At 69.1% G+C, this 22,526-nt stretch carries 21 protein-coding genes; 12 read left to right on the top strand and 9 right to left on the bottom strand.

Features of this window, described 5'->3' with window-relative positions; all coding sequences use genetic code 11:
* Positions 1-5: 5 nt before the first annotated feature.
* On the bottom strand, positions 6-584 hold the full coding sequence (locus ACTWQD_RS03040) for a GlcG/HbpS family heme-binding protein (RefSeq protein WP_443194913.1): 579 nt from the start codon (positions 582-584) through the stop codon (positions 6-8).
* 223 nt (positions 585-807) lie between these two features.
* Between ACTWQD_RS03040 and ACTWQD_RS03035 the strand changes: the two genes are divergently transcribed.
* Both ACTWQD_RS03035 and ACTWQD_RS03030 read left to right on the top strand, forming a co-directional pair.
* Positions 808-2,121 (top strand): sensor histidine kinase, encoded by a 1,314-nt coding sequence (locus ACTWQD_RS03035; RefSeq protein ID WP_443194708.1) that lies wholly within the window; start codon positions 808-810, stop codon positions 2,119-2,121.
* The gene (locus tag ACTWQD_RS03030) at positions 2,049-2,651 is read left to right on the top strand and encodes a response regulator (protein ID WP_443194707.1); all 603 of its coding nucleotides are present in this window, start codon (positions 2,049-2,051) and stop codon (positions 2,649-2,651) included. Before ACTWQD_RS03035 ends, ACTWQD_RS03030 begins: the two co-directional genes overlap by 73 nt.
* Before the next feature lie 39 nt (positions 2,652-2,690).
* Here the strand turns inward: ACTWQD_RS03030 and ACTWQD_RS03025 are convergent, their stop codons facing one another.
* A complete protein-coding gene (locus ACTWQD_RS03025) occupies positions 2,691-3,551 on the bottom strand; it encodes a 3-hydroxyacyl-CoA dehydrogenase family protein (protein WP_443194706.1) in 861 nt (286 codons plus the stop codon).
* A 163-nt stretch (positions 3,552-3,714) separates the two neighbouring features.
* Between ACTWQD_RS03025 and ACTWQD_RS03020 the strand changes: the two genes are divergently transcribed.
* From ACTWQD_RS03020 to ACTWQD_RS03000, 5 genes are all read left to right on the top strand, one after another.
* Complete coding sequence (locus tag ACTWQD_RS03020; protein ID WP_443194705.1) at positions 3,715-4,770, top strand: zinc-dependent alcohol dehydrogenase family protein; 1,056 nt, start codon at positions 3,715-3,717, stop codon at positions 4,768-4,770.
* A 109-nt stretch (positions 4,771-4,879) separates the two neighbouring features.
* Positions 4,880-5,197 carry a hypothetical protein gene (locus ACTWQD_RS03015; protein WP_443194704.1) on the top strand — a complete coding sequence of 106 codons (318 nt, stop codon included), beginning with the start codon at positions 4,880-4,882 and terminating at the stop codon, positions 5,195-5,197.
* Positions 5,198-5,206: 9 nt separating this feature from the next.
* Positions 5,207-7,879, top strand: a complete 2,673-nt coding sequence (locus ACTWQD_RS03010; RefSeq protein WP_443194703.1) for a PEP/pyruvate-binding domain-containing protein — start codon at positions 5,207-5,209, stop codon at positions 7,877-7,879.
* A gap of 27 nt (positions 7,880-7,906) precedes the next feature.
* Positions 7,907-8,998, top strand: a complete 1,092-nt coding sequence (locus tag ACTWQD_RS03005; protein ID WP_443194702.1) for an alpha/beta hydrolase — start codon at positions 7,907-7,909, stop codon at positions 8,996-8,998.
* A 49-nt stretch (positions 8,999-9,047) separates the two neighbouring features.
* On the top strand, positions 9,048-9,986 hold the full coding sequence (locus tag ACTWQD_RS03000) for an alpha/beta fold hydrolase (protein WP_443194701.1): 939 nt from the start codon (positions 9,048-9,050) through the stop codon (positions 9,984-9,986).
* On the opposite strand, the gene ACTWQD_RS02995 is transcribed toward ACTWQD_RS03000, so the two are convergent.
* Complete coding sequence (locus tag ACTWQD_RS02995; protein ID WP_443194700.1) at positions 9,983-10,726, bottom strand: glycosyltransferase family 2 protein; 744 nt, start codon at positions 10,724-10,726, stop codon at positions 9,983-9,985. The two genes, ACTWQD_RS03000 and ACTWQD_RS02995, sit on opposite strands and share 4 nt — an antisense overlap.
* 158 nt (positions 10,727-10,884) lie before the next feature.
* Between ACTWQD_RS02995 and ACTWQD_RS02990 the strand changes: the two genes are divergently transcribed.
* On the top strand, positions 10,885-11,088 hold the full coding sequence (locus ACTWQD_RS02990; RefSeq protein ID WP_013599688.1) for a cold-shock protein: 204 nt from the start codon (positions 10,885-10,887) through the stop codon (positions 11,086-11,088).
* A 141-nt stretch (positions 11,089-11,229) separates the two neighbouring features.
* On the opposite strand, the gene ACTWQD_RS02985 is transcribed toward ACTWQD_RS02990, so the two are convergent.
* On the bottom strand, positions 11,230-12,366 hold the full coding sequence (locus ACTWQD_RS02985) for an acyl-CoA dehydrogenase family protein (protein WP_443194912.1): 1,137 nt from the start codon (positions 12,364-12,366) through the stop codon (positions 11,230-11,232).
* 261 nt (positions 12,367-12,627) lie between these two features.
* Here ACTWQD_RS02985 and ACTWQD_RS02980 point away from each other — a divergent pair, with 261 nt between their 5' ends.
* The 3 genes from ACTWQD_RS02980 to ACTWQD_RS02970 all read left to right on the top strand — a co-directional run bounded on the left by ACTWQD_RS02980 (position 12,628) and on the right by ACTWQD_RS02970 (position 15,852).
* Complete coding sequence (locus ACTWQD_RS02980) at positions 12,628-14,370, top strand: AMP-binding protein (protein ID WP_443194699.1); 1,743 nt, start codon at positions 12,628-12,630, stop codon at positions 14,368-14,370.
* A 36-nt stretch (positions 14,371-14,406) separates the two neighbouring features.
* On the top strand, positions 14,407-14,913 hold the full coding sequence (locus ACTWQD_RS02975; protein WP_066439824.1) for a MarR family winged helix-turn-helix transcriptional regulator: 507 nt from the start codon (positions 14,407-14,409) through the stop codon (positions 14,911-14,913).
* An 81-nt stretch (positions 14,914-14,994) separates the two neighbouring features.
* Positions 14,995-15,852, top strand: a complete 858-nt coding sequence (locus tag ACTWQD_RS02970; protein WP_443194698.1) for a LuxR C-terminal-related transcriptional regulator — start codon at positions 14,995-14,997, stop codon at positions 15,850-15,852.
* Between the two features lie 82 nt (positions 15,853-15,934).
* Here ACTWQD_RS02970 and ACTWQD_RS02965 read toward each other — a convergent pair whose 3' ends face one another.
* Positions 15,935-17,332 carry an MFS transporter gene (locus ACTWQD_RS02965; RefSeq protein ID WP_443194697.1) on the bottom strand — a complete coding sequence of 466 codons (1,398 nt, stop codon included), beginning with the start codon at positions 17,330-17,332 and terminating at the stop codon, positions 15,935-15,937.
* A gap of 175 nt (positions 17,333-17,507) precedes the next feature.
* On the opposite strand from ACTWQD_RS02965, the gene ACTWQD_RS02960 reads away from it, so the two are divergent.
* Positions 17,508-17,936, top strand: coding sequence for a DUF1761 domain-containing protein (locus tag ACTWQD_RS02960; protein WP_443194696.1), 429 nt, complete (start codon positions 17,508-17,510; stop codon positions 17,934-17,936).
* A gap of 123 nt (positions 17,937-18,059) precedes the next feature.
* Here the strand turns inward: ACTWQD_RS02960 and ACTWQD_RS02955 are convergent, their stop codons facing one another.
* Genes ACTWQD_RS02955 through ACTWQD_RS02940 form a run of 4 tightly spaced genes read right to left on the bottom strand, consistent with a single transcriptional unit; the run spans position 18,060 to position 22,426 of the window.
* A complete protein-coding gene (locus ACTWQD_RS02955) occupies positions 18,060-18,839 on the bottom strand; it encodes an enoyl-CoA hydratase (protein ID WP_443194695.1) in 780 nt (259 codons plus the stop codon).
* A gap of 59 nt (positions 18,840-18,898) precedes the next feature.
* On the bottom strand, positions 18,899-19,849 hold the full coding sequence (mmsB, locus tag ACTWQD_RS02950; protein WP_443194694.1) for a 3-hydroxyisobutyrate dehydrogenase: 951 nt from the start codon (positions 19,847-19,849) through the stop codon (positions 18,899-18,901).
* Positions 19,842-20,927 (bottom strand): enoyl-CoA hydratase/isomerase family protein, encoded by a 1,086-nt coding sequence (locus ACTWQD_RS02945; RefSeq protein WP_443194693.1) that lies wholly within the window; start codon positions 20,925-20,927, stop codon positions 19,842-19,844. Before ACTWQD_RS02945 ends, mmsB begins: the two co-directional genes overlap by 8 nt.
* Positions 20,927-22,426, bottom strand: a complete 1,500-nt coding sequence (locus ACTWQD_RS02940) for a CoA-acylating methylmalonate-semialdehyde dehydrogenase (protein ID WP_066439838.1) — start codon at positions 22,424-22,426, stop codon at positions 20,927-20,929. Before ACTWQD_RS02940 ends, ACTWQD_RS02945 begins: the two co-directional genes overlap by 1 nt.
* Positions 22,427-22,526 lie beyond the last annotated feature (100 nt).

Here is a 22,526-nt window from a genome sequence, read left to right as displayed (position 1 = left end):
AGATCCTACTTCGGGATCCCGGCCGCGATGGCCTCGGCGCCGGCGGTTGCACACGCTTCGTCCAGCATGCCGTCCGGGGCGCCGCCCACACCGATTCCGGCCACGGAGACTCCGTTGACCTTGAGCGGAACTCCGCCGTCCAGGAACAGGGCGCCGGGGAGGTCCGCGATGCTGGGTCCGTTGCCGTTGATGCGCTTGGCGAGTTCGCTGGTGGGCGTGCCGAAGGCGGCAGCCGTGTAGGCCTTCTGCCGCGCGGCTTCAATGGTGTGCTCGGCGGCGTTGTCGCCGCGGAGCAGGGCCTGCACGGTTCCGAACCTGTCCACCAGGGCCACCGTGACGAACGGGAGCTTGTCCGACTGGCACCTGGCGAGGGCGGCCTTCACCGCGTCCGCCGAGGCGCCGACGCTGATCCGGTTTTGGGCCACCACGGCTTCGGGCACCGGCTGGATATCGACGGCGGGAACAGCAGCCGGAGCCGGCGCCGCAGGAGCAGCGGCCGGCGTGCCGGCGTTGGCCGCGGCTGTCACCCCGCCAGCCAGGAGCAGTGCACCGGCGGCAGCGGAAGCAGCGATTTTCTTGGACATCGTCACGGGGTACTCCTTGGAAGTCAGGTGCTGGGAACTGCCCGGAGTTGTGCCTCGGGGCCTTGACCCCATCCTTTCGGCACGGGACCTGGCAGGGCATCGGGCGTTCGTCTGCCGCAGCCTCCCCCATCGGGCTGGGCGTATCAGCCAAAAGGCTGAGGGAGCCGCGACGGCGCGGGTCATAGCATGGTGGGTAGCACCCCTCCACCTGAACCGGACCCCCATGCCCTCCCCCGCACCAGCCCTCCCCGCACCGGCAGCCCCTGGACCCGGCCCCCTCCCCGTCCCGGACAGCGCGGCTGCCGGCAACGGCCGGCTGGGCCGGATTGACGCCGTCGTCCATCTCGGTTTTGCCGTCCTGCTGGTGGCGTCGGCCGTCCGCTACGTCATGCGTCACAGCCCCGCAGACAACGTGTGGGTGCTTGCCCTCGCCGCGGCGGTGTGTGCGCTGTACGCCGTGATCGCCGTGCTCTCGCAGCGGCGCCGGCCGTGGGCGGTGTGGATGTTCGTCCTGGTGGCCCTCTGGGCAGTCCTGGTGATCGCGGCGCCCAGTTTCGCTTGGTGTTCGTTCGCGCTGTTTTTCCTGTGCCGGACCGCCTTCCGCGGCAGGGCGGCATACCTGGCGGCAGGCGCGACGGCGGCTGCAACCGCCGCGGGACTGTTCCGGCTCAGCGACGGCAGCGACATTGCCATGCTTCTGGGTCCGCTGGCGGTTGGGGTCATGCTGACGCTGATCTACGACCGCATCGAGCAGGACGCGGCCGAGCAGCACCGCCTGCACACCGAAGTGTCGCTGGCCCAGGGCCGGCAGGCGGCATCCGAGCGTAGGGCCGGCACCATCGAGGAGCGCGAACGGGTTTCCCGGGAAATCCACGACACCGTGACACAGGGCCTGGCCAGCAGCCTCCTCCTGTTGGAGGCCGCGAACAGGTCCTGGCCCAGCCCGGCGGCGCGGGAGGACGTTCTCGACGCCAGCGGAATGCTGCGCCGGAACCTGGCGGACACCCGCAGCCTGGTCCACGAACTCGCCTCCCCCGGGCTGGACTCGGCACCGCTGCCGGATGCCCTGCTTCAGGCCGCGTCCCCGTACGTTCCGGGCGTGCGCCTCCTGGTCACGGGCGAGCCGCGCCGTGTGCCCGCGGATGTCCGGCATGCCCTGCTCCGCGTGGTCCAGAGCGCCGCCGCCAACATCAAGCTCCACGCGGCGGCGTCCAGCGCCACGGTGACCCTGGGCTTCCTGCCCGGCGCCGTCACCCTGGACATTTACGACGACGGCGCCGGCTTCGACCCGCAGTCGCTGGCACCGCCGTCGGACGCCGGAGGTTACGGGCTCCGGGCCATGCGGCAGCGGGTGGAGCGGCTGGGCGGCGTATTCTCGGTGGAAAGCGCTCCTGGCGAAGGAACGATCGTGGCCGCGCAAGTGCCCACCGCGGAGGAACAGGGAATCCGATTACCGTGCTGCTGGTGGACGATCACCTGGTGGTCCGCAGCGGGCTCAGGGCGCTGCTGGGAACGCAGCCCGACATCCAGGTCGTAGCCGAGGCGGCCTCCGGCGAGGAGGCGCTGGCCCAGGCGGAACAGCTCGGGCCGGCCGTGGTGGTGATGGACCTCGCCATGGGCTCGGGGATGGACGGCATCGAGGCCATCAAACAGCTGCGCCGCCGCAACAGCGGGCAGGCTGTGCTGGTGTTCACCACCTACGATTCGGACGCTGACATCGTCCGCGCCGTTGACGCCGGCGCCATGGGCTACCTGCTCAAGGATGCCGCTCCGGAGGAGATCTTTTCCGCGATCCGGGGGGCGGTCCAAGGCAAGAGCGTGATGAGCGCTCCGGTGGCGTCGCGGCTCTTCCAGCAGCTGCGGAACCCTGAGGAGATCCTGACGCCGCGCGAAGCGGAGTTGCTGAGCCTGCTGATCGAGGGCCTCAGCAACCGCGAGCTTGGCCAGCGGCTGTTCATCTCCGAGGCCACGGTGAAGACGCACCTGGCGCACATCTACGCGAAGCTCGGAGTGGAAACCCGGGCTGCCGCGATCGCCACCGCGATCCGCCGGGAGGGCATGCGGTAGCATCTGCCCTCCCGGCGTCGCACCCAAAGCACCGCGGGATCAGGCGTAGTCGTTGTAGAAACCGCGGCCGCTCTTGACCCCCAGCCAGCCTCTCGAGATGTAGTCCTCCAGCATGGGGGCCGATTTATTCTCAACCCCGGCCAGCTCGCAGTAGTGGTTCTCAATCTCGAGGACCACGTCCAGGCCCACCTCGTCCATAAAGCGGAAAGGGGTGACCTCGGACCTGAAGAGGTCTGCGAACAGGGCGTCCACGTCCCGCGGCTCGGCCACGCCCTCGGCCACCACCAGGAGTGATTCGCGCTTAATGGCCGCCCAGATCCGGTTGAAGATGAAACCGGCACTCTGCTGGCGCACCAGATGCGGCTTCAGCGCATATTTGGGCAGCTCGGCCATGAGCAGCTCCATGATCCGCGGGTCGGTGTGGCCGCTGGACATCAGTTCCACCGACCGCATGTCCGGCGGCATGTAGAAGTGCATGTTCAGGACCCGTTCCGGGTGCTCCACTCCCCCGATGAATTCCGAGGAAGCGAACGCGGAGGAGTTGCTGGCCAGCACGGCATCCGGATCCGCCAGCTGGTCCAGGTCGGCAAAGATGGCCTGTTTGAGGCCAAGCTTGTCCGGAACGGACTCGACCACCAGCCACGAATCCCGCAGGGCGTCCACGAGATTGTCCTTCGCCGCGAGCCGTACCGCCGGTGTGCCCCCGAGCTCCTCCACGGCGCGGTGGCGCTGGGTGGCGACGTACTCCAGCGCGGCTCTGGCCACGGTGATGCTGGTGTCGTAGACGCGCACTTCGGCGCCCTGAAGCGAGAGCATCAGGGCGATGCGGCGGCCCATGGTTCCACCGCCGACGACTGTTATGGGCCGGTCCGCGATGTCAACGGGGAGCGCGTAGGTCATGTCGGGTCCTTTCAGGAGGCTGCCAACCCTGCGGCGGCGGGCGGCGGCAGGTTCTTGTGCCCTTGGCGATCAATACAAAGGCAGGGACGGCGGCCGGCACAAGGGCCGGCCGGCAGGGAGGACTAAACTCGGTCCAAGCCTGCCCGCAACCTGAGGAGCCTCCATGCGCGCCACCATCATTCACGGCCCCGGCGATATCCGGGTCGAAGACCGCGGCTACCCCGCCGTGCAACTGCCCACCGACGCGGTCGTTAAGGTCACCGCGTCCTGCGTCTGCGGCTCCGACCTGTGGCCCTACCGCGGCGTCCGGCCCACCCACGAACCGCGCGCAATTGGCCACGAATTCATCGGCACCGTGGAGAGCATCGGCGACGCGGTGACGGAACTGGCCGTGGGCGATCTGGTGATCGCCCCGTTCGTGGTCAGCTGCGGGGACTGCCCGCAGTGCCGCAACGGCGTCACCGTGGCCTGCGACCACTTGGCCGGCTGGGGCGGCAAGGACGACACCGGGCACGCGATCGACGGCGGCCAGGGCCAGGCGGTCCGCGTCCCGCTGGCCGGCTCCACCCTGGTGAAAGTTCCCGGCGTCACGGAACCGGACGAGGCCCTCCGGAAGAGCCTGCTCACCCTCTCGGACGTGATGGCCACCGGCCACCACGCCGCCCTCGCCGCGAAGGCCGGCCCGGGACGGACCGTCGTGGTGGTGGGCGACGGCGCCGTCGGTCTCTGTGGGGTACTGGCCGCCAAGCGTCTCGGGGCGGAGCGGATCATCGCGATGTCCCGCCACGCGGACCGGCAGGCGATCGCCCGCGAATTCGGGGCCACCGACATTGTCGAAGAACGCGGGAACGAGGGCGTCGAAAAGGTCCGCGAGCTGCTCGGCGGGGTCCTGGCCGATTCCGTCCTCGAGTGCGTGGGGACCAAGGAATCCATGGAGCAGGCGCTGCACAGCACCCGCCCGGGCGGCGCCCTGGGCTTTGTCGGCGTCCCCACCGGCGGCGGTGAGGTACCGCTGCGCCACCTTTTCGACACGAACATCTCCATCGGCGGCGGCATGGCTCCGGCGCGGACCTACATCCCGGAACTGCTCGCCGACGTCCTCGCCGGCACCATCAATCCGGGCCGGGTTTTCGACGTCGTGATGCCGCTCGAGGACGCCGCCGAGGCCTACCGCGCCATGGACGAACGCCGCGCCATCAAGGTCCTGCTGACCCCCTGAGGGCAGGCGCGACGGCGGCGGGGCAGGTAAGGCGGCAAGCCTCTTGTACTGCCACCGCACCAGGTCTAGCGTGAAGCCCATCAGCATCCGCCGCCGTCGAGGAGCCGTCATGGCCAGGTTCGTGCAGATCATCGAATTCCAGTCCAGCCGCATAGAGGACATCGAAGCGCTGGGCCGGCCGTCCAGGACCGAAGGAAGCACCGCTCCCACGTTCCGCCGGATCCTTGCCACCGCGGACCGCGACCGGCCCGGAACGTATCTGACCATCGTCGAATTCGATTCCTTCGACTCGGCCATGGAGAATTCCGCCCGGCCGGAGACCTCGGAGTTCGCGGCCAGGATGGCCGCGCTCTGCGACGGGCCGCCGGTGTTCCGGAACCTGGACGTGATGTGGGAGGACGACGGCGCTTCTGCGGACACCCCGTAGGACCGGGCCATGGACTCTGCAGACAGTGCCGCAGACCCATTGGTGCTGGACCTCCGCGGGACCGGCGCCGCACCCCTGCGGCTGGTGGGCGGCAAAGCCCTGAACCTGGGCAAGCTCGTGGCGGCCGGGTTGCCGGTGCCGCGCGGGTTCTGCCTGACAACCGTCGCCTACGAACTGGCGGCACCGCCGGGCCTGGCTGCCCTCGCGGCCGAGCTCGATGCGCTGGGTTCCCGCGCGGCGGCGGACGCGGCGGCGCTGGGACCGATCGCCCGGCGGGCCCGGACCCTGATCCAGGAGGCGCCGATCCCGCCCGGCGTGGACGCCGCGGTCCGGAAAACCTACCAGGCCATGGGCGCCAACGTCCCTGTGGCGGTCCGGTCCTCGGCCACGGCAGAGGACCTGCCGTTCGCCAGCTTCGCGGGCCAGCAGGACTCCTACCTGGACGTCGTCGGCGCCGCCGCCGTGGTCGAGGCAGTCCGGCGCTGCTGGGCCTCGCTGTGGAGCGAGCGGGCCGTGGCGTACCGGTCCGGCAACGGCATCAGCAACCGCGACGTCGGCCTCGCCGTCGTCGTCCAGGCCATGGTCGACGCCGCCACGGCCGGGGTCCTGTTCACCGCGAATCCCGTCACCGGCACCCGGACGGAGACTGTGATCAACGCGAGCCAGGGCACCGGCCAGGCCGTGGTCTCCGGCGCCGTCAACCCGGACCAGTTCGTGCTGGACACCGCCACCACCGGGCTCATCCAGCGGACCCCCGGCGGGACGGACGCCGGACGGAGCCCCAGCCTGGACGACCCCCAGCTCCGGGAGCTCACAGCACTGGGGGACGGCGTCCAGCACCTCTTCGGGGCACCGCAGGACATCGAATGGGCCATCGACGCCGGCGGAAAGATCTGGCTCACCCAGTCACGTCCCATCACCACGCTGTATCCGCTGCCCGAGCCCGGGGACGCGGCGGCCGGGGCCGCGGCGCCCGTCCGGGTGTACATTTGCGGCACCCTGTTCCAGGGCCTCACCCGGCCGATCACACCGCTGGGGCTGACCGTCCTCGAGATGATGCGCAACAGCAAGGGACCCTGGAAATACGTCAACCCCGGCCTGCGGATGTACGTGGACCTGACCGCCGTGGCCCGCAGCAAGTCCGGCCGCGCGTACCTGCTGCGGGTCCTTCCCCTGGCTGACGGCAGGTCCGGGGCCGTGCTGCCGGCCCTCCTGGCGGACCCACGGTTCAGCGTGATCGAGCGCCCCCTCCGGGCATCGATCCGCAATGCCCTCCGGAAAGGCAGCGGCACCACGCCGCCGGGCCGCAAGGGCAGCAACGAACAGACCGCCAGCTTGGGCCTCCTGGTGGGCCTCCTCCCGGCGCTCATCCGTCCCGTGTTCCGGCCCGCCGCTGAGCTGCGCCGGGCCATGAACTACGGGACCCAGCTCGAGGCCAGCCTGGTCCTGGCCGAACCGGCCAGCGCCGCCCGGCGGCTCGACCACACCGAGCAGATCCTGGCCCGGACCATCAACGGGCTGATCCAGGCCACCCTGCCGGGGCCGTCCGCCGGCTACATCATGCTGGCCGTGGCCCGGCGGCTGCTGCGCGGGATTGTGCCGCCCCGCGAACTGGAAGCCGTGCTGCGCGGGCTCCCCCACAACGTCACCACCGACATGGACCTCGAACTCTGGCAGCTGTCCGTCTCGATCGGCGACGACCCGGTCTCGCGCGGGGAGTTCCTGACGAAGCCGCCCGAGGAGTTGGCCGCAGCCTACCTCGCCGGCAAATTGCCGCCCCAGGCCCAGTCCGGTGTACGCGGCTTCCTGGCCCGCTACGGCCACCGCGCCGTGGCGGAAATCGACCTTGGCATGCCCCGCTGGTCCGAGGAACCCGACCATATTCTCGGCATGATCTCCAACTACCTCCGCGTCGAGGATCCGGAGCAGGCACCCGACCGGCAGTTCGCCCGGGCCGCCGAACATGCGGAGGACCGGATCCGCAGCCTCGTGGAGCGGGCGCGGGCCCGGAGCCCGTGGCGCGCCCGGGCCCTGGCGCTGAGCCTGCGCCGGGTGCGGCAGCTGGCGGGACTGCGCGAACTGCCCAAGTTCTACATCGTGCTGGTGCTCGGCGAGATGCACCGCCAGCTGCTGCGGGTCGGCGCGGACATGGCCGCGGCCGGCGTCATGGCGGCCGCTGACGACGTGTTCTTCCTTGACTTTGACGAGATCCGCGTCGGCCTGCGCGGCGCGGACCTGCACAACATCATCGCCGACCGCCGCCGGCTGTATGCCAATGAACTGCGACGGCGGCGCATCCCCCGGCTGCTGCTGTCCGACGGCACCGACGTCGAAGCCGCCTTGATGGCGAAGTCCCCCGCGGCCGGCGCCCTGGCCGGGACCCCGGCCTCGGCCGGCACCGCCACAGGGAGGGTGCGGGTGATCCTCGATCCGGTGGGCGCCCACCTGGAGCCCGGGGACATTCTGGTGGCCCCCTCGACGGACCCCGGCTGGACGCCGCTGTTCATGACGGCCGGGGCCCTCGTGATGGAAATGGGCGGCGTCATTTCCCACGGGGCCGTGGTGGCGCGCGAGTTCGGCATCCCCGCCGTCGTGGGCGTCCCTGACGCCACCACGCGGCTGCGCACCGGCCAGATGATCACCGTGGACGGGTCCGCGGGCACCATCACCGCACAGCTTTAGCACAGGTGTGCCAGATAGACTGGACCCATGACCATTCCGGCCCGCCGGCCAGCGCATCATGTGCCGCTCTTCCAGCGCCGGACGCCACCGCCCGCCGGCACCGGCGCGCTGTCCCGCCGGGCCCGGAGCCTTCTGCAGCGCGTTCCCGTGTGGACATGGCGGGTGCTGATGCACTCGGTGAAGGCCAGTGAGAACTCCCGTTTCAACGTCGACCCGATTACCGGCGTCGACTACATCCACGACATCGACTTCGTCGGTGACGGCATCCGGGCGCACCGCCTCGATGTCATTACCCCGCACCGCCCTGAGGAGAATCCACAGTGCGGGACCGCCGTTCCGGGCGGGGCGCTGCCGGTCTACGTGTACTTCCACGGCGGCGGCTGGACGTCCGGGGACAAGTCCTCGCTGACCAAATACTGCGCCAGCCAGGCGGAGGGCGGCATGGTGGTGGTGAATGTGAACTACCGGAAGGCGCCCCGCTTCCAGATGGCCCATGTCCTGGCGGACGCCAACGCCGCACTGGCCTGGGTCCGGCACAACATTGCCGGCTACGGCGGCGACCCCACCCGGCTGGTGCTCGGCGGGGATTCCGCCGGCGGCCAGATCGCCGCCCTGATCACCGCAGCCAGTTTCCAGCCGGACCTGGCGCGGCACCACGGGCTCACCCCGGCCATGCCGGCATCCGATGTCAAGGGCCTGGTCCAGCATTGCAGCGTGGTGGACTTTTCCGTCTTCTTCGAAAAAGGGTTCGTAATGAGCCTGAACTTCATCCGCATGCTGCTCCCGGGACTCGGGTACGGCCGGCGCAGCCGGGGTGGCGGGACCGGCGGCACGGACCCCCTGGACGACCTCCGCACCGGGGCGGCCTTCCTCTCCCCGATCGAATGGCTGGATTCCCGGTTCCCGCCCGTCTTCGTCACCACCTCGGAGCGGGACTTCTTCTACGCCGCCAACCTGAACTTCATCGCCCGGCTGCGCGCACATTCCGTCCACGTGGACAGCCTGATTTACGACTGGGACAGCCCGAACACCGAACACACGTGGCAGCAGAACTTCCGCTACCCGGAATCGCAGGAAGTGTACCGGCGGCTGCACGCCTTCGTGCGCAAAGTGGCCTGAGGCCGCCCGGCCAGGCCCGGCCCCGCCGATGCCGGGCTATGTTTAGTCCATGGTGTTTGCCGACAGCAACGCACACGATATCCCGGACCCTGCTGGGTTCGGATCCGCGCTGGTCGATGAAGCCGCCCGGCGGGACGCGGCCCTGGGCGACGTGGACTGGGCCGCCCTGCCCGTCGGCGCCGTCCGGGGCACCTTCGAGGCCCCCAGCGGAACACTCGCCACGCTGTCCATGGGCACGCCGGGGAACCCCCGGGTCCTCCTGATACCGGGGGCCACCGGTTCCAAGGAAGACTTTGTGCTGATGCTGCCCGAGCTCGCCGCCGCCGGGTACTTCGTGCTGAGCTGCGACATCGCCGGGCAGTTCGAGTCCGCCGCGGCGGGCCCCGAAAACCTCGTCCCGCCCCGCACCCACTACGACTATGACTTGTTCACCAACGACCTCATCGCCCTGCTCGACGCCCAGGACGGGCCGGCGCACGTGGTCGGGTATTCGTTCGCGGCGATTCTGGCCCAGCTCGCGTTCGTGCGCCGTCCGGAGAAGTTCCGCAGCCTCACCCTGCTCAGCTGCCCGCCGGAGCCGGGCCAGGCCTTCCGCGGGGTCCAGCGCGTCGGCTGGTTCAGCGGCTGGACCAGCCCGCGGGTCGGGGCCGCGCTGATGATCTGGGGCATCCGCAGCAACGTGGTCCACGTCCAGCCCGGCCGGATCAGGTTTGTGAAATACCGGTTCCGGTTCACGCGCCGGAGTTCGGTGCGCGACATCTTCGGCCTGATGCAGCACGTCCCGGACCTGAGCGCCGAACTGGCCGCGGCAGCGCTGCCCAAGTTCGTCGCCGTCGGCGAGCACGATCTCTGGCCGCTGGCCCTGCACCGCCGCTTCGCCCAGGCCATCGGCGCCCGGATCGCGGTGTACCGGGGCGGGCACAGCCCCAGCGAAACCTCGCCGCACCAGATGAGCCGGGACCTGATCGCGCTGTACGGCTCCCTTTAGCCGGCGTGGTCCCGGACCCACTGCCGCCGCCGCCGGCGCCGGCGGAACGGGTTCTCCTCACGGAATTCGATCCGGAACGTCGTCCACGCCATCGACAGGCGGCGCCCGACGGCGGACCAGCTCGCCAGCGGCCGTGCGGACACCTGCACGCGCAGCGTGGGATCGGCGACGACGGTCACCTCGGGCGGGATCTGGTACGAGATGTCCAGATCGTCGTGGACGGGCGGTACGCCCCGGTGGACCGAGCCTCGGATCCGGTCCCAGACGCGGGCGCGCAGGGCGAAATTCGAGCCGAAAAGCGGCGGATGGCCCAGCAGCCACCCCACCGCCCAGAAATACCCGGGAATGTACGCCTTTGTGCCCAGCCACCGGGCGAACCGGTTTTCGCCGTAGAAGTCACCCGGGCCGGACACCGCGGACAGCGGACCCGCGTCCTCGAGGATGGCCACCACCCGTTCCAGCCAGTCGGCCGGGGGCACGGAGTCGGTGTCCAGCCGGGCAATCAGTTCGGAGCGGGCCTCGTCGAACCCGCGGGCCGTCGAGGCGGCGATGCCCGGAAGGTCGACGGCGATCCGGCGGACGTCTGCGGCGGCGCAGACCTCTGCGGTGTTGTCCGTGCTGGCGTTGTCCACCACAACGATTTCGTCCGCAGGGCGCGTCTGGCCGGCGAGCGCGGCGAGGCAGACGGCGAGCATACCGGCGTCGTTCCTGGTCGGGATCACCACCGAAATTGTTGTCATGGTGCCCCGACTATAGCCCCGGGACTAGACGAAATGCCCCCGCTGGCCTCTTGCACCGAGGCCCCGCGACCCGTAGGTTGGGCAACAGCGGACGAATGTCTCCGCAGCCGTTGGCCTCCGGGCCGCCGGAGATCAGCAGCATTTCAGAAGGATATGGCATGGCTACAGGCACAGTTAAATGGTTCAACGCCGAAAAGGGTTTTGGCTTCATTGCCCCGGATGACGGGTCAGCCGACGTTTTCGCCCACTACTCGGCAATCGCCAGCAGCGGCTACCGCTCGCTGGACGAGAACCAGAAGGTCGAGTTCGACGTCACCCAGGGCCCGAAGGGCCCGCAGGCTGAGAACATCCGCCCGCTCTAAGTACTCCGGATAGCAGCACCGGCCAGCCGGCCGCCATGCTTTCCCCAACACCACAAACGCCTCCCCCGGGATTTCCCCGGGTGGGGCGTTTGTCGTTGGTGCGGGCTACAGCCGGCCGGCGCGGGACTGGACTGGCGGCGTCTACACGAACGCGGATTTCCCGGTGACGGCGCGGGCCACGATCATCGAGTTGATCTCGTAGCTGCCCTCGTAGGTGTACAGGACTTCGGCGTCGCCGAAAAGCTTGCCCATCTCGTAGTCGCTGCTGATGCCGTTGCCGCCCATCAGCGACCGGCCCATCGCCACCGACGCCCGCGCCAGCCGGGTGGTGGTGGACTTGGCCATCGCGGCCTGGGCCATCTCGAGCTTGCCGTCGGCCTGGATCCGGGCCAGCTGCGCCATCAGCGCGAGGGACGCGGAGGCGTTGCCCAGGATTTCGGCGAGCTGCTGCTGGATCAGCTGGAACCGTGCCAGTTCCTTGCCGAACTGCTTGCGCTGCAGCGCATAGGACCGCGCGACGTCGAACGCCGCCAGCTGGATGCCGGCGGCCTGCCAGCCCACCCAGGCGCGTGAATCGCGCAGCAGTTCGTTGGCCTTGGAGAAGTCCGTGGCGCCGGGCAGGAGATTCGACGCCGGGATGCGGACGTCGTCGAGCACAATATCCGCGTTCTGCATGATCCGCAGCCCGATCTTGTTCTCGATTTTGGTGGCGGTGTACCCGGGGCGGTCCGTCTCCACGATGAAGCCTTTGATCTGCTGGTCCGCGACATCCCGCGCCCACACCAGGGCGAAGTCGGCAATGGTGCCGGCGCCGATCCACCGCTTCGCGCCGCTGATGACCCACTCGCTGCCCTCGCGCCGCGCCGTCGTCGCGAGCCCTCCGGCGATGTCCGAGCCGTGGTCCGGCTCGGTCAGGGCAAAGGCTCCGATCTGGGTGAAGGCGGTCAGGCCCGGGAGCCAGCGCGCTTTCTGCTCTGCGGAGCCGAGCTGGTCGACCATGCCGACGATCAGTTCGTTGTGGATCCCCACGAGGGCAGAGAGGGACACATCCGCGCGTGCCACCTCGACGTACATCAGCCCCTTGAACAGCTTGGAGGTGCCGTCGGTCTGCAGACCGCCCAGGCCGTACTTTCCGAGTTCAGCGAGCAGCCCGAACGGAAACTCCTCTCGGTTCCAGTAGTCGATCGACGCCGCCCGGATCCGGGACTGGAGGAACTCGCGGATCTCCTGGTAGCGGGTCTGTTCCGCCGGAGGCAGCAGATCGACGATATGCATCATGTCCGCGTCCGGAAACGGCGGCGGCGCCGTCTCTTCACGCGGTGCTGCATCCTCGGTGAGTCCCTGTCCGCTGGCACGTCCTTGTGGCTGCACGGGCATGTGTCCCTTCGTAGTGATCCGGTTCCGAACGAGTCGGATCTTCCAAACCCTTGGATGTCCTAGTATATTGCACAGTGATGAGGATCACTAGGCAGCTGGTGGTCTCCGGGCAACGGCGCCGGGCTGCAACGGCCGCGCCACCATACTTTCGAAAGGTGCACCATGACAGTCACTGAGGACTTCCGCGCAGCACGCGACCGCCTGCTTGAACTCCGCGGGGACTACGACGCGGCGCGCAGCGAATTCCAGTGGCCCCGCTTTGAGCACTTCAACTTCGCCCTCGACTGGTTTGATGCGATCGCGGCGGATCCGGCCAAGGCGGACAACCCGGCCCTCGTCATTGTCGAGCAGGACGGTTCCGCCACGCGGCGCAGCTTCGCCGACCTCTCCCGGCGCTCCGCCCAGGTGGCCAACTGGCTGCGCAGCCAGGGCATGCGGCGCGGCGACCGGATGATCATCATGCTCGGCAACCAGGTGGAGCTCTGGGAACTGATGCTCGCCGGGATCAAGCTGGGCATCGTCATGATCCCCACCACCACCCTCATGGGCCCGGCGGACCTGAAGGACCGGGTGGAGCGCGGCGGCGCGAACTGGGCCGCCGTCGGGAGCGCCAACATCGCCAAGTTCGACGACGTCCCCGGCAACTACACTCTGATCGAAGTCGGCAGCGGAGACGCCGCCACCGACACCACGGCCCTGCAGTACGCAGACTCCGCCGGTTCCGGCGAGGACTTCACGCCGGACGCGCCCACCCTGGCCGACGAGACCCTGCTGCTGTACTTCACCTCGGGCACCACTTCCAAGGCCAAGCTGGTGGAGCACACGCACACCTCGTACCCGGTGGGCCACCTGTCCACCATGTTCTGGATCGGGATGGAACCCGGGGACGTGCACTTGAACGTGGCCTCGCCCGGCTGGGCCAAGCACGCGTGGTCCAACGTGTTCACGCCGTGGATCGCGGAAGCCTGCGTCTTTGTCTACAACTACGAGCGCTTTGATGCCAAGGCGCTCATGGAGCAGATGGACCGCGAATCCGTCACCAGCTTCTGCGCCCCTCCCACCGTGTGGCGCATGCTCATCCAGGCCGACCTGACCCTGCTCAAGAACCCGCCCACCAAGGTGGTGTCCGCCGGGGAGCCGCTCAACGCCGAGGTGATCGACCAGGTCCAGCGCGCCTGGGGCCAGACCATCCGCGACGGGTTCGGCCAGACGGAATCCACCGTACAGATCGCCAACACCCCCGGCCAGCCGATCAAGATCGGTGCCATGGGCAAACCCCTGCCCGGCTACGACGTGGTCCTGGTCGATCCTGCCACCGGCGCGGAAGGCGACGACGGCGAGCTGTGCCTGCGCCTCGATCCCCGGCCCGCCGGCCTGATGAAGGCGTACTACGGAGACCCGGAGAAGACGGCGGAGGCCTTCCGCGACGGCTACTACCACACGGGCGACATGGCCAGCCGGGACGAACGCGGCATCATCACGTACGTGGGCCGCGGCGACGACGTCTTCAAGTCCTCGGACTACCGGTTGTCCCCGTTCGAGCTTGAGAGTGTGCTGATCGAGCACCCGGCGGTGGCCGAGGCCGCCGTCGTGCCGTCCCCGGACCCGCTCAAGCTCTCGGTACCGAAGGCGTTTGTGGTCCTGGCCGCCGGGCACCAGCCCGGCCCGGAACTGGCCGAGGACATCCTGCGGTACTGCCGCGACCACCTGGCACCGTTCAAGCGGATCCGCCGGCTGGAATTCGCCGAGCTGCCCAAAACCATCTCGGGCAAGATCCGCCGCGTGGAGCTGCGGCACAGCGAGGAACTCCGCCACGGCGGCGGGGCGGTCCCGGCCGGCCTCGGCACGGAGTACTCCGAAGCCGATTTCCCGGGACTGAAAATGCCGGCGGAAAAGCTAGGCTGAACCCCATGGGATTCGGGACGAGCAGCTGGAGGTGCCGTGGCGACGCCGCTGCCGCGTGATCCGATCGCCGACGCACGGCTGAACTGGGAACGGCACGGGTGGTCCGACGTCGCCGCGCCGATGGCTGCGATCACCGCCATCATGCGGACCCAGCAGATCCTGCTGGCCCGGATTGAGGGGGTCCTGAAGCCCTTCGGCCTGACGTTTGCCCGTTACGAACTGCTCGCCCTGCTGAGTTTCGCCCGCAGCGGCGCACTGCCCATGAACAAGGCCAGTGCGCTGCTGCAGGTCCACCCCACCTCGGTGACCAACGCCGTCGACCGGCTGCAGCAGGCGGGGCTGGTGCTCCGCTCGCCGCACCCCACGGACGGCCGCACCACCCTGATCGAACTCACCCCCGAGGGCCGGACGCTCGCCAAACGCGCGACGGCGGCGCTCAACTCCGAGGTGTTCGCCCAGTCCGGCTTCGGGGACCAGGATGTGGACCAGCTGATCCGGATCCTGGGCACCTTCCGCCGCAATGCCGGCGACTTCAGCGATTAATCCATCCGGCAAAACAGCCGACGACGATTTGACGGCCCGTCCCGCAGCGGCGGCGGGTTCCGCGGTACCAGGAGACGACTCATGCAGCCGAACGCCTATTCCCGCCCCGACGACCGGGGGCTGCTCCAGGCCTCCCTGCGCCACCTGTCGGGCAGGCTGCGGCCGGCCGTGCTCTTCGCCGGGCTGGCCAGCGGCGAGCGGCTGCAGCTGACGGATTTCCTGGGCACCGCCACGTCCAGCCTGCACCACGTGGTGGTGGTCCCCGGCGCGGGCCTCGGCGGCCGGGTCTTCACGCAGCGCCGGCCGTTCCTGGTGGAGGACTACATCGAATCCGAGGGAATCACCCACGAATACGACCTGGCCGTCCGGCGGGAGCGGCTGACCTCGATGGCGGCCGTCCCCGTGGTGGTCAAAGGCCGGTCGAGGGCGGTGCTGTATGTCGCGAGCCGGGACAGGACCGCCCTGGGGGAAACCGCTGTGGGCGAGGCAGTGGAGGCCGCCGCGGAAATAGCCCACGAGCTGCGGGTCCGGGACGAGGTGGACCGCCGGGTGTCGATCATCGATACTGCGCGGGCCGAGCCCGCCCTCGCGCTGGACCGGAGCTGGCTGGAGCATGTCCGGGAAGCCCACGCCGAACTGCGTTCCCTGGCCGGCACCGTGTCTGATCCGCACCTGGCGCAGCAGCTGGACATTATCGGCAGCTACCTGGCACCACCATCGCCGCCCGAGGGCGCCCCTCCGGCCGTTCGGCTGGCGCGGCGTGAACTCGATGTGCTGGCGCAGGTGGCGCTCGGCTGCTCCTACCAGGAGACCGCGGAGCGGCTTGGCCTGAAGGCGGTGACGGTCAAGAGCTACCTGCAGAACGCGATGGTCAAACTGTCCGCGCACAACCGGCTGGAGGCCGTGTCCGCGGCCCGCCGGATGGGCCTGATTCCGTAAGCGGGGCTGCCGGTCGTGCCGGCAGCCCCGCGTCCCGGCCGCGGATCCCCCAATATCAGAATCCGCGGTCCGGCCCGGACCCCTAGGGCCCGGAGACGGGCTCGGCGATTCCTGCGCCGTCCGCGTGCTGCGCGGCCGGCTGCTGCTTGCCCTCTTCCAGCCCCCGCTTTTCCCGGTTGGGCAGGGCGAAGGTGCAGAGCACACTGAACACGCCGATCCCGGCGAGCAGGAACCCGACGGCTGCGGCGCCGCTCGTTCCGGCCAGCTGCGCGGCGACGAGCGGCACAATGCCGCCGCCCACGACGCCGGCGAGGTTGTAGCCCATGCCGGCGCCGGTGTAGCGGTAGCGGGTCTCGAACAGCTCCGGCAGCAGGGCGCCGGCCGGACCGTAGGCGATGGCGAAGATCACCAGGGTGACGGTCAGCCCCACACCGAAGGCGAAGACGGTGTTGGCACTGAGGATCGGGAACAGGACCAGGGACCACGGCACGGCGAGGATGCACGAGGTGGCGATGACCTTCTTGCGGCCGAAGCGGTCCGAGAGAATGCCGGAGGCCAGGGTGGCGGCGGCGACGAACACCGAGGCCACGATGCCCGTGCTGAGCACTTCCACCCGTCCCAGCTGCATGCCGGTGGGGCTCGTGGCGAAGCTGGTGAGGTAGGCCGTGCCCATGTAGAAGAAGGCGAAGAGCAGGGTCAGGGAGCCGCCCGCGAGGAGGATTTCGCGCGGCTGGCGCTTGATCGATTCAAGGACGGGCAGCCGGGTGGTGGCGGGGGCGGCCTTGGCGGCGTTCTTGAACACCGGGGTTTCCTCGATGCTGAGCCGGACCCACAGGCCCACCATCACCAGCACGGCGCTGAGGATGAACGGCACGCGCCAGCCGATGGAGATGAAGGCCTCCGATTTGTCGCCCAGGGTCAGGTTGGTGATGAGGAACGTGCCGCTGGCGAGGGCGAAGGCCACCGAGGGGCCGATCTGCGGGAAGGACCCGAAGAGCCCCCGCTTTCCCGTGGGGGCGTATTCCGCCACGAGGAGCGTGGCGCCGGCCCATTCGCCGCCGACGGCGAGCCCCTGCACGAAGCGGAGCACCACCAGGATGATCGGGGCCGCGACGCCGATGGTGTTGGCGTCCGGAATGAACCCGATGAGTACGGTGGCGATGCCCATCATGAGCAGCGTGGTGATGAGTGTCTTTTTCCGGCCCATCCGGTCACCGAAGTGGCCGAACACGATGGCGCCGACGGGGCGGGCGAAGAAGGCGACCGCGAAGGTGCCGAAGGAGGCCACGGTGCCGGCGGCGGCGCCGAGCGCCGGGAAGAACACCACCGGAAAGACCAGGGCGGCAGCGGTGCCGTAGATGAAGAAGTCGTAAAACTCGATGGTGGTCCCGGCGAAGCTCGCGAAGGCAACCTTGCGCAGGGTTTTGCGGCTGGGCGGCGCCTGCACCCCGGCCGGTGCAGCGGGTGGAACTGAGGTCATGGCAATCTCCTTTGATGTCAGCCTCGAGACACGGATCTGTGACTTGGATCACTGTAACCAAAAGCATGGATATCCAACTACCTCCGAAAAGAGGTAATTGGATAAAACCGGAGAATCCCGCGGCCGGTCCCCTAGACTGCGACCAGGAACCAACCCTGCAGCCAAGGAGAACGACGTGATTCCGGAGATCAACATCTGGGCGGTACTGCTGGCCACGCTGTCCAGCATGGTGGTGGGCTCCGTCTGGTACACGCCCAAAGTTTTCGGCAACTACTGGATGCGCGTCGCCAACGTCTCACCGAGCGGTGACGCCAGGGACGCCGTTCGACCCATCCTGCTCACGCTGGTGGTCAGCTTCATCAGCGCCGCGGTCCTGGCCGGCGCCGCCGCCATCTCGCAGCACTTCTACGGCGGAAACTTCCTGGCGAACACCCTGGTCACGGCGGTGATCCTCTGGGCCGGGTTCACGGCGGCCCGGTTCATCACCCACGACGCGTTCGAAGGCCGCCCGGCCGGCCTGACCGCGCTGAACTGCGCGCACGAATTCGTGACGTTGACGGTTATGGCCCTCATCATCGGCCTGTTCGGGATCAGCGCCGCCTGACCCTGCGCGGCGGATAGTGCCCTGCGACGCGCGAAAGCCCTGGCGCTACCGGAATACGGCAGCGCCAGGGCTTTTGCGCGTCATGGGGCGGATCCCGCAGCGCAGGGAGGTCCGCTCCCCTGCTCAGCGGTGCGTGAAGTCCGGCTGGCGCTTCTCGGCGAAGGCCGCCATGCCTTCTTTCTGGTCGGCGGTGGCGAACAGGGAGTGGAACACCCGCCGTTCGAACAGCACACCCTGGGCGAGCCCGGTCTCGAAGGCTGCGTTGACCGCTTCTTTGGCCACCATGGCCACCGGCTTGGACTTGGACGCAATGACCTCGGCTGCCTTGAGGGCCTCCTCGACCACGTCCGCGGCCGGCACCACCCGGGACACGAGGCCGGCGCGTTCGGCCTCCGCGGCGTCCATCATGCGTCCGGTCAGGATCATGTCCATTGCCTTGGATTTTCCGACGGCGCGGGTGAGGCGCTGGGAGCCACCCATCCCCGGCAGCACGCCGAGGTTGATTTCGGGCTGGCCGAACTTGGCGCTGTCCCCGGCAATGATGAAGTCGCACATCATGGCGAGCTCGCAGCCGCCGCCGAGCGCGAAGCCGGACACCGCCGCCACCACCGGGATCCGCAGCCGGGTGAAGTCCTCCCAGCCGCGGAACCAGTCGGCCGCGTACATGTCCATGTAGTCCTTGGACTGCATTTCCTTGATGTCCGCGCCGGCCGCGAAGGCCTTGGCGGAGCCGGTCAGCACCACGGCCCCCACCTCCGGGTCGGTGTCCATGGCGGACACCGCCGCCACCACCTCGTCCATGGTGGCCTTGTTGAGGGCGTTCAGCGCCTCGGGCCGGTTGAGCGTCACGAGGCCCACCCGGCCGCGCCGCTCCACGAGAATGTTGGTGTACTGCTCCGTCATGCCTGTCCCCTCAGCTGCTGTTTGACAATGTTTGCTGCCCGGAAATGGTCCCCGGCCGGTCAATGCCCGGACTTGTCCCGGATGTCCGTGATGATGCCGGAGAAGTCCCGGCCGGCCCCGCCCTCCGCGGCAAACGTATCGTAGATTTCGGACGCCAGCGGCCCCAGCCGGGCGGCGACGCCGGTGCTTTCCAGCGCGTTCAGCGCCAGTTTGAGGTCCTTCGCCATCAGTGCTCCCGCGAAGCCGGGCTGGTAGTCCCGGTTGGCGGGGCTGGTGGGGACGGGCCCCGGAACGGGACAGTTGGTGGTCAGCGCCCAGCACTGGCCGGACGCTGCGGATGCGACGTCGAACAGGGCCTGGTGCGTGAGCCCCAGCTTCTCGCCGAGCACAAAGGCCTCGCTGACAGCGATCATCGAGACGCCGAGGATCATGTTGTTGCAGATCTTCGCGGCCTGGCCGGCGCCGTGTTCCCCGCAGTGCACCACCCGTTTGCCCATGATTTCGAGCAGGGGCCGGACCGCCTCGAAGTCTTCCGGAAGCGCCCCGACCATAAACGTCAGGGTGCCCGCCTCGGCCCCCACCACGCCGCCGGACACCGGGGCGTCGACGGCCCGGTGGCCGGCCGCAACGGCGAGTTCGGCGGCTTCCCGGGCCTCGTCCACGTTGATGGTGGAGCAGTCCAGGAAGAGGGTGCCCGGGGCCGCAACGTCCAGAAGGCCGGGCTGGCCGCCGCTGCCGCGGTAGGCATCCAGCAGAAGTTTGCCGCTGGGCAGCATGGTCAGGACAACGGCGGCGCCCGCCACCGCCTCCGCGGCGGTGTCCGCTGTAACGATCCCGTGCGCACGGGCTGTCTCCAGCGCGGCCGGCACCACGTCGAACCCGGCCAGCGTGTGGCCGGCTTTGACCAGGTTAACGGCCATCGGTCCGCCCATGTGGCCGAGGCCCAGGAACGCGATGGTGCCGGCCGGCGCCGCGGACTGGCCCTGTTCAGGGGTGGTGGTCTCAGACATTGTCCCGCTCCTTTGCCAGCTTCAGTTCCTTCTCGCCCAGCGACGCAAAATAGGAGTCGACGTCGGCCTGGCTGACCTCCGCCAGGGTGGCCGGCTGCCAGTGCGGCTCGCGGTCCTTGTCCACCACCTGCGCGCGGATCCCCTCGCGGAAATCCGGTCCGGTCAGGAACCGCAGCCCCACCCGGTATTCCTGCTCCAGGGCTTCCTCGAGGCTCAACCCCCGGACCCGGCGCAGCGAGGCCAGCGCCACCTTCACGGCGGTGGGCGACTTGGCCTCGATCGTGCCGGCCGTATCGGCAGCTTCCCCGCCCGTTTCCCCGCCAAAGGCCCGCAGCCGGCGGACGATCTCCTCGGCGTCGTCGCTTGAGTAGCAGGCGTCGATCCATTCCTGCTGGGCAGCCAGCGCCGAGGGCGGCGCTTCCCCGGCGAAGCGTGCGACGGCGGTGTCCGGCGCCTCGGTCTCCAGCGCCGCCGCCAGGTCGGCGAGGTCTGCGGACGGCACGAAGTGGTCCGCCAGCCCCAGGAACAGGGCGTCGGATCCGGTCAGGTGTGCGCCGGTGAGGGCCGCATGTGTGCCCGTCTCCCCCGGCGACCGGGAGAGCAGCAGGGTTCCGCCGACGTCGGGCACAAACCCGATGGTGGTCTCCGGCATGCCCATCCGGGTGCGTTCCGTGACGATCCGGACCGAGCCGTGCGCGGAGATCCCCACCCCGCCGCCGAGGACCAGCCCGTCCATGAAGGCGACGTAGGGCTTGGGGTACTCGGAAATCAGCAGGTTCAGCCGGTATTCCTCCGCCCAGAAGTCGGCCGTCGCGTCGCCGCCGTCGATCATGTCACGATAGATGGCCACGATGTCGCCACCGGCGCACAGCCCCCGGTCGCCGGCGCCGCGGACCAGGACCGCCGCGACGTCGTCGTCGTCCGCCCACAGCGTGAGCTGTTCCAGCATGGCGGCGGCCATGCCGGCGGTGAGCGCGTTGACGGCCCGGGGCCGGTTCAGCGTGACGACGCCGAGCCGGCCGCGCCGTTCGAAGAGCACTTCCGCGGGTTCTGCGTCCGCGGAGTGTTTGCCCGTCATCAGCTGCCTTCCGGCATGACGAAGCTGGCACCGGTGCGGATGCCGGAGGGCCAGCGGGTGGTGACCGTTTTGGTCTTGGTGTAGAAGCGGAAGGCGTCCGCGCCGTGCTGGTTGAGGTCGCCGAAGCCGGAGGCTTTCCAGCCGCCGAACGTGTAGTACGCGATGGGCACGGGGATGGGGACGTTGATGCCCACCATGCCCACCTGGACCCGGCTGGCGAAGTCGCGGGCGGAGTCGCCGTCGCGGGTGAAGATGGCTACGCCGTTGCCGAACTCGTGCTCGCTGCACAGGCGCAGGGCCTCATCATAGTCCTCGGCGCGGAGGACGCTCAGGACCGGGCCGAAGATCTCCTCCTTGTAGATGGTCATGTCCTTGGTGACGTTGTCGAAGAGCGTGGGCCCGACCCAGAAGCCGCCCTCGTAGCCGTCGACCTTGAGGCCGCGGCCGTCAGCCAGCAAGGTGGCACCCTGGTCGACGCCGGCCTGGATGTAGCCTTCGATCCGTTCCTTGGCGGACGCGGCCACTACCGGGCCGAAGTCAGAGTCCTTGGCGAGGCTGTGGCCAACCTTGAGGTCCGCGATCCGTTCCTGCAGTTTCGCAACCAGGGCGTCGCCGGTGGCCTTGCCGACCGGCACCGCCACGGAGATGGCCATGCAGCGTTCGCCGGCGGAGCCGAAGCCGGCCCCCATGAGGGCGTCTGCAGCCATGTCGAGGTCCGCGTCCGGCATGATCACCATGTGGTTCTTGGCCCCGCCGAAGCACTGGGCGCGCTTGCCGTGCGCGGCGGCCGTGGCATAGATGTACTGCGCGATCGGGGTGGAGCCGACGAAGCCGACGGCCTGGACGCGGGGGTCCTCCAGGAGCGCATCCACTGCTTCCTTGTCGCCGTTGACCACGTTGAAGACGCCGGCGGGCAGGCCGGCCTCGGTGAACAGCTCGGCCAGCCGCAGCGGGACGGAGGGGTCGCGTTCGGAGGGCTTGAGGACGAAGGAGTTGCCCGCGGCGAGCGCCGGGCCGGACTTCCACAGCGGGATCATCGCGGGGAAGTTGAACGGGGTGATGCCGGCGACGACGCCGAGCGGCTGGCGCAGCGAGTGGACGTCGATGCCGGTTCCGGCGCTGTCGGAGAACTCGCCCTTGAGCAGGTGCGGGGCGCCGGCGGCGAATTCGACGACCTCGATGCCGCGCTGGATGTCGCCTTTCGCGTCGAGGAAGGTCTTGCCGTGCTCCGAGGACAGCAGGGTGGCGAGCTCGTCCAGGTTCTGGTTGACCAGGTCGACGAACTTGAGCAGGATGCGGCCGCGGCGCTGGGGATTCATGGCGGCCCATTCGAGCTGGCCCTTTTCCGCGTTGGAGACCACGTTGCGGACTTCCTCGGCACTGGCCAGCGGCACCCGGGCCTGGACCTCGCCGGTGCACGGATCGTAGACATCGCTGAAGCGCCCGGAGGTGCCTTCAACATGCTGCCCGTCAATGTAGTGGGATAGCTCGCGAACCATGGGGAAATGCTCCTTTGCACCGTGTGATTGCCGTGTGGCGGCCGGGCCGCCTGTGACTCACGTCATCTTCCGTTCCTGAATATACTCGGACTTCCTACTA

Source organism: Pseudarthrobacter sp. 1C304 (genome assembly GCF_052245515.1).
Classification (GTDB): domain Bacteria; phylum Actinomycetota; class Actinomycetes; order Actinomycetales; family Micrococcaceae; genus Arthrobacter.
The sequence above is the reverse complement of the archived record's forward strand: the minus strand, read 5'-3'. Positions and strand labels throughout refer to the sequence as shown.

Coding starts and splice junctions, on each gene's coding strand:
- ACTWQD_RS02940 (WP_066439838.1), bottom strand. CDS start 22,426: ATGGTTCGCGAGCTATCCCACTACATTGACGGGCAGCATGTTGAAGGC.
- ACTWQD_RS02955 (WP_443194695.1), bottom strand. CDS start 18,839: ATGACGGAGCAGTACACCAACATTCTCGTGGAGCGGCGCGGCCGGGTG.
- ACTWQD_RS03025 (WP_443194706.1), bottom strand. CDS start 3,551: ATGACCTACGCGCTCCCCGTTGACATCGCGGACCGGCCCATAACAGTC.
- ACTWQD_RS03005 (WP_443194702.1), top strand. CDS start 7,907: ATGACCATTCCGGCCCGCCGGCCAGCGCATCATGTGCCGCTCTTCCAG.
- ACTWQD_RS02970 (WP_443194698.1), top strand. CDS start 14,995: ATGCAGCCGAACGCCTATTCCCGCCCCGACGACCGGGGGCTGCTCCAG.
- ACTWQD_RS02980 (WP_443194699.1), top strand. CDS start 12,628: ATGACAGTCACTGAGGACTTCCGCGCAGCACGCGACCGCCTGCTTGAA.
- ACTWQD_RS02945 (WP_443194693.1), bottom strand. CDS start 20,927: ATGACGGGCAAACACTCCGCGGACGCAGAACCCGCGGAAGTGCTCTTC.
- mmsB (WP_443194694.1), bottom strand. CDS start 19,849: ATGTCTGAGACCACCACCCCTGAACAGGGCCAGTCCGCGGCGCCGGCC.
- ACTWQD_RS03010 (WP_443194703.1), top strand. CDS start 5,207: ATGGACTCTGCAGACAGTGCCGCAGACCCATTGGTGCTGGACCTCCGC.
- ACTWQD_RS03015 (WP_443194704.1), top strand. CDS start 4,880: ATGGCCAGGTTCGTGCAGATCATCGAATTCCAGTCCAGCCGCATAGAG.
- ACTWQD_RS03020 (WP_443194705.1), top strand. CDS start 3,715: ATGCGCGCCACCATCATTCACGGCCCCGGCGATATCCGGGTCGAAGAC.
- ACTWQD_RS03000 (WP_443194701.1), top strand. CDS start 9,048: ATGGTGTTTGCCGACAGCAACGCACACGATATCCCGGACCCTGCTGGG.
- ACTWQD_RS02990 (WP_013599688.1), top strand. CDS start 10,885: ATGGCTACAGGCACAGTTAAATGGTTCAACGCCGAAAAGGGTTTTGGC.
- ACTWQD_RS02985 (WP_443194912.1), bottom strand. CDS start 12,366: ATGATGCATATCGTCGATCTGCTGCCTCCGGCGGAACAGACCCGCTAC.
- ACTWQD_RS03035 (WP_443194708.1), top strand. CDS start 808: ATGCCCTCCCCCGCACCAGCCCTCCCCGCACCGGCAGCCCCTGGACCC.
- ACTWQD_RS02995 (WP_443194700.1), bottom strand. CDS start 10,726: ATGACAACAATTTCGGTGGTGATCCCGACCAGGAACGACGCCGGTATG.
- ACTWQD_RS02965 (WP_443194697.1), bottom strand. CDS start 17,332: ATGACCTCAGTTCCACCCGCTGCACCGGCCGGGGTGCAGGCGCCGCCC.
- ACTWQD_RS03040 (WP_443194913.1), bottom strand. CDS start 584: ATGTCCAAGAAAATCGCTGCTTCCGCTGCCGCCGGTGCACTGCTCCTG.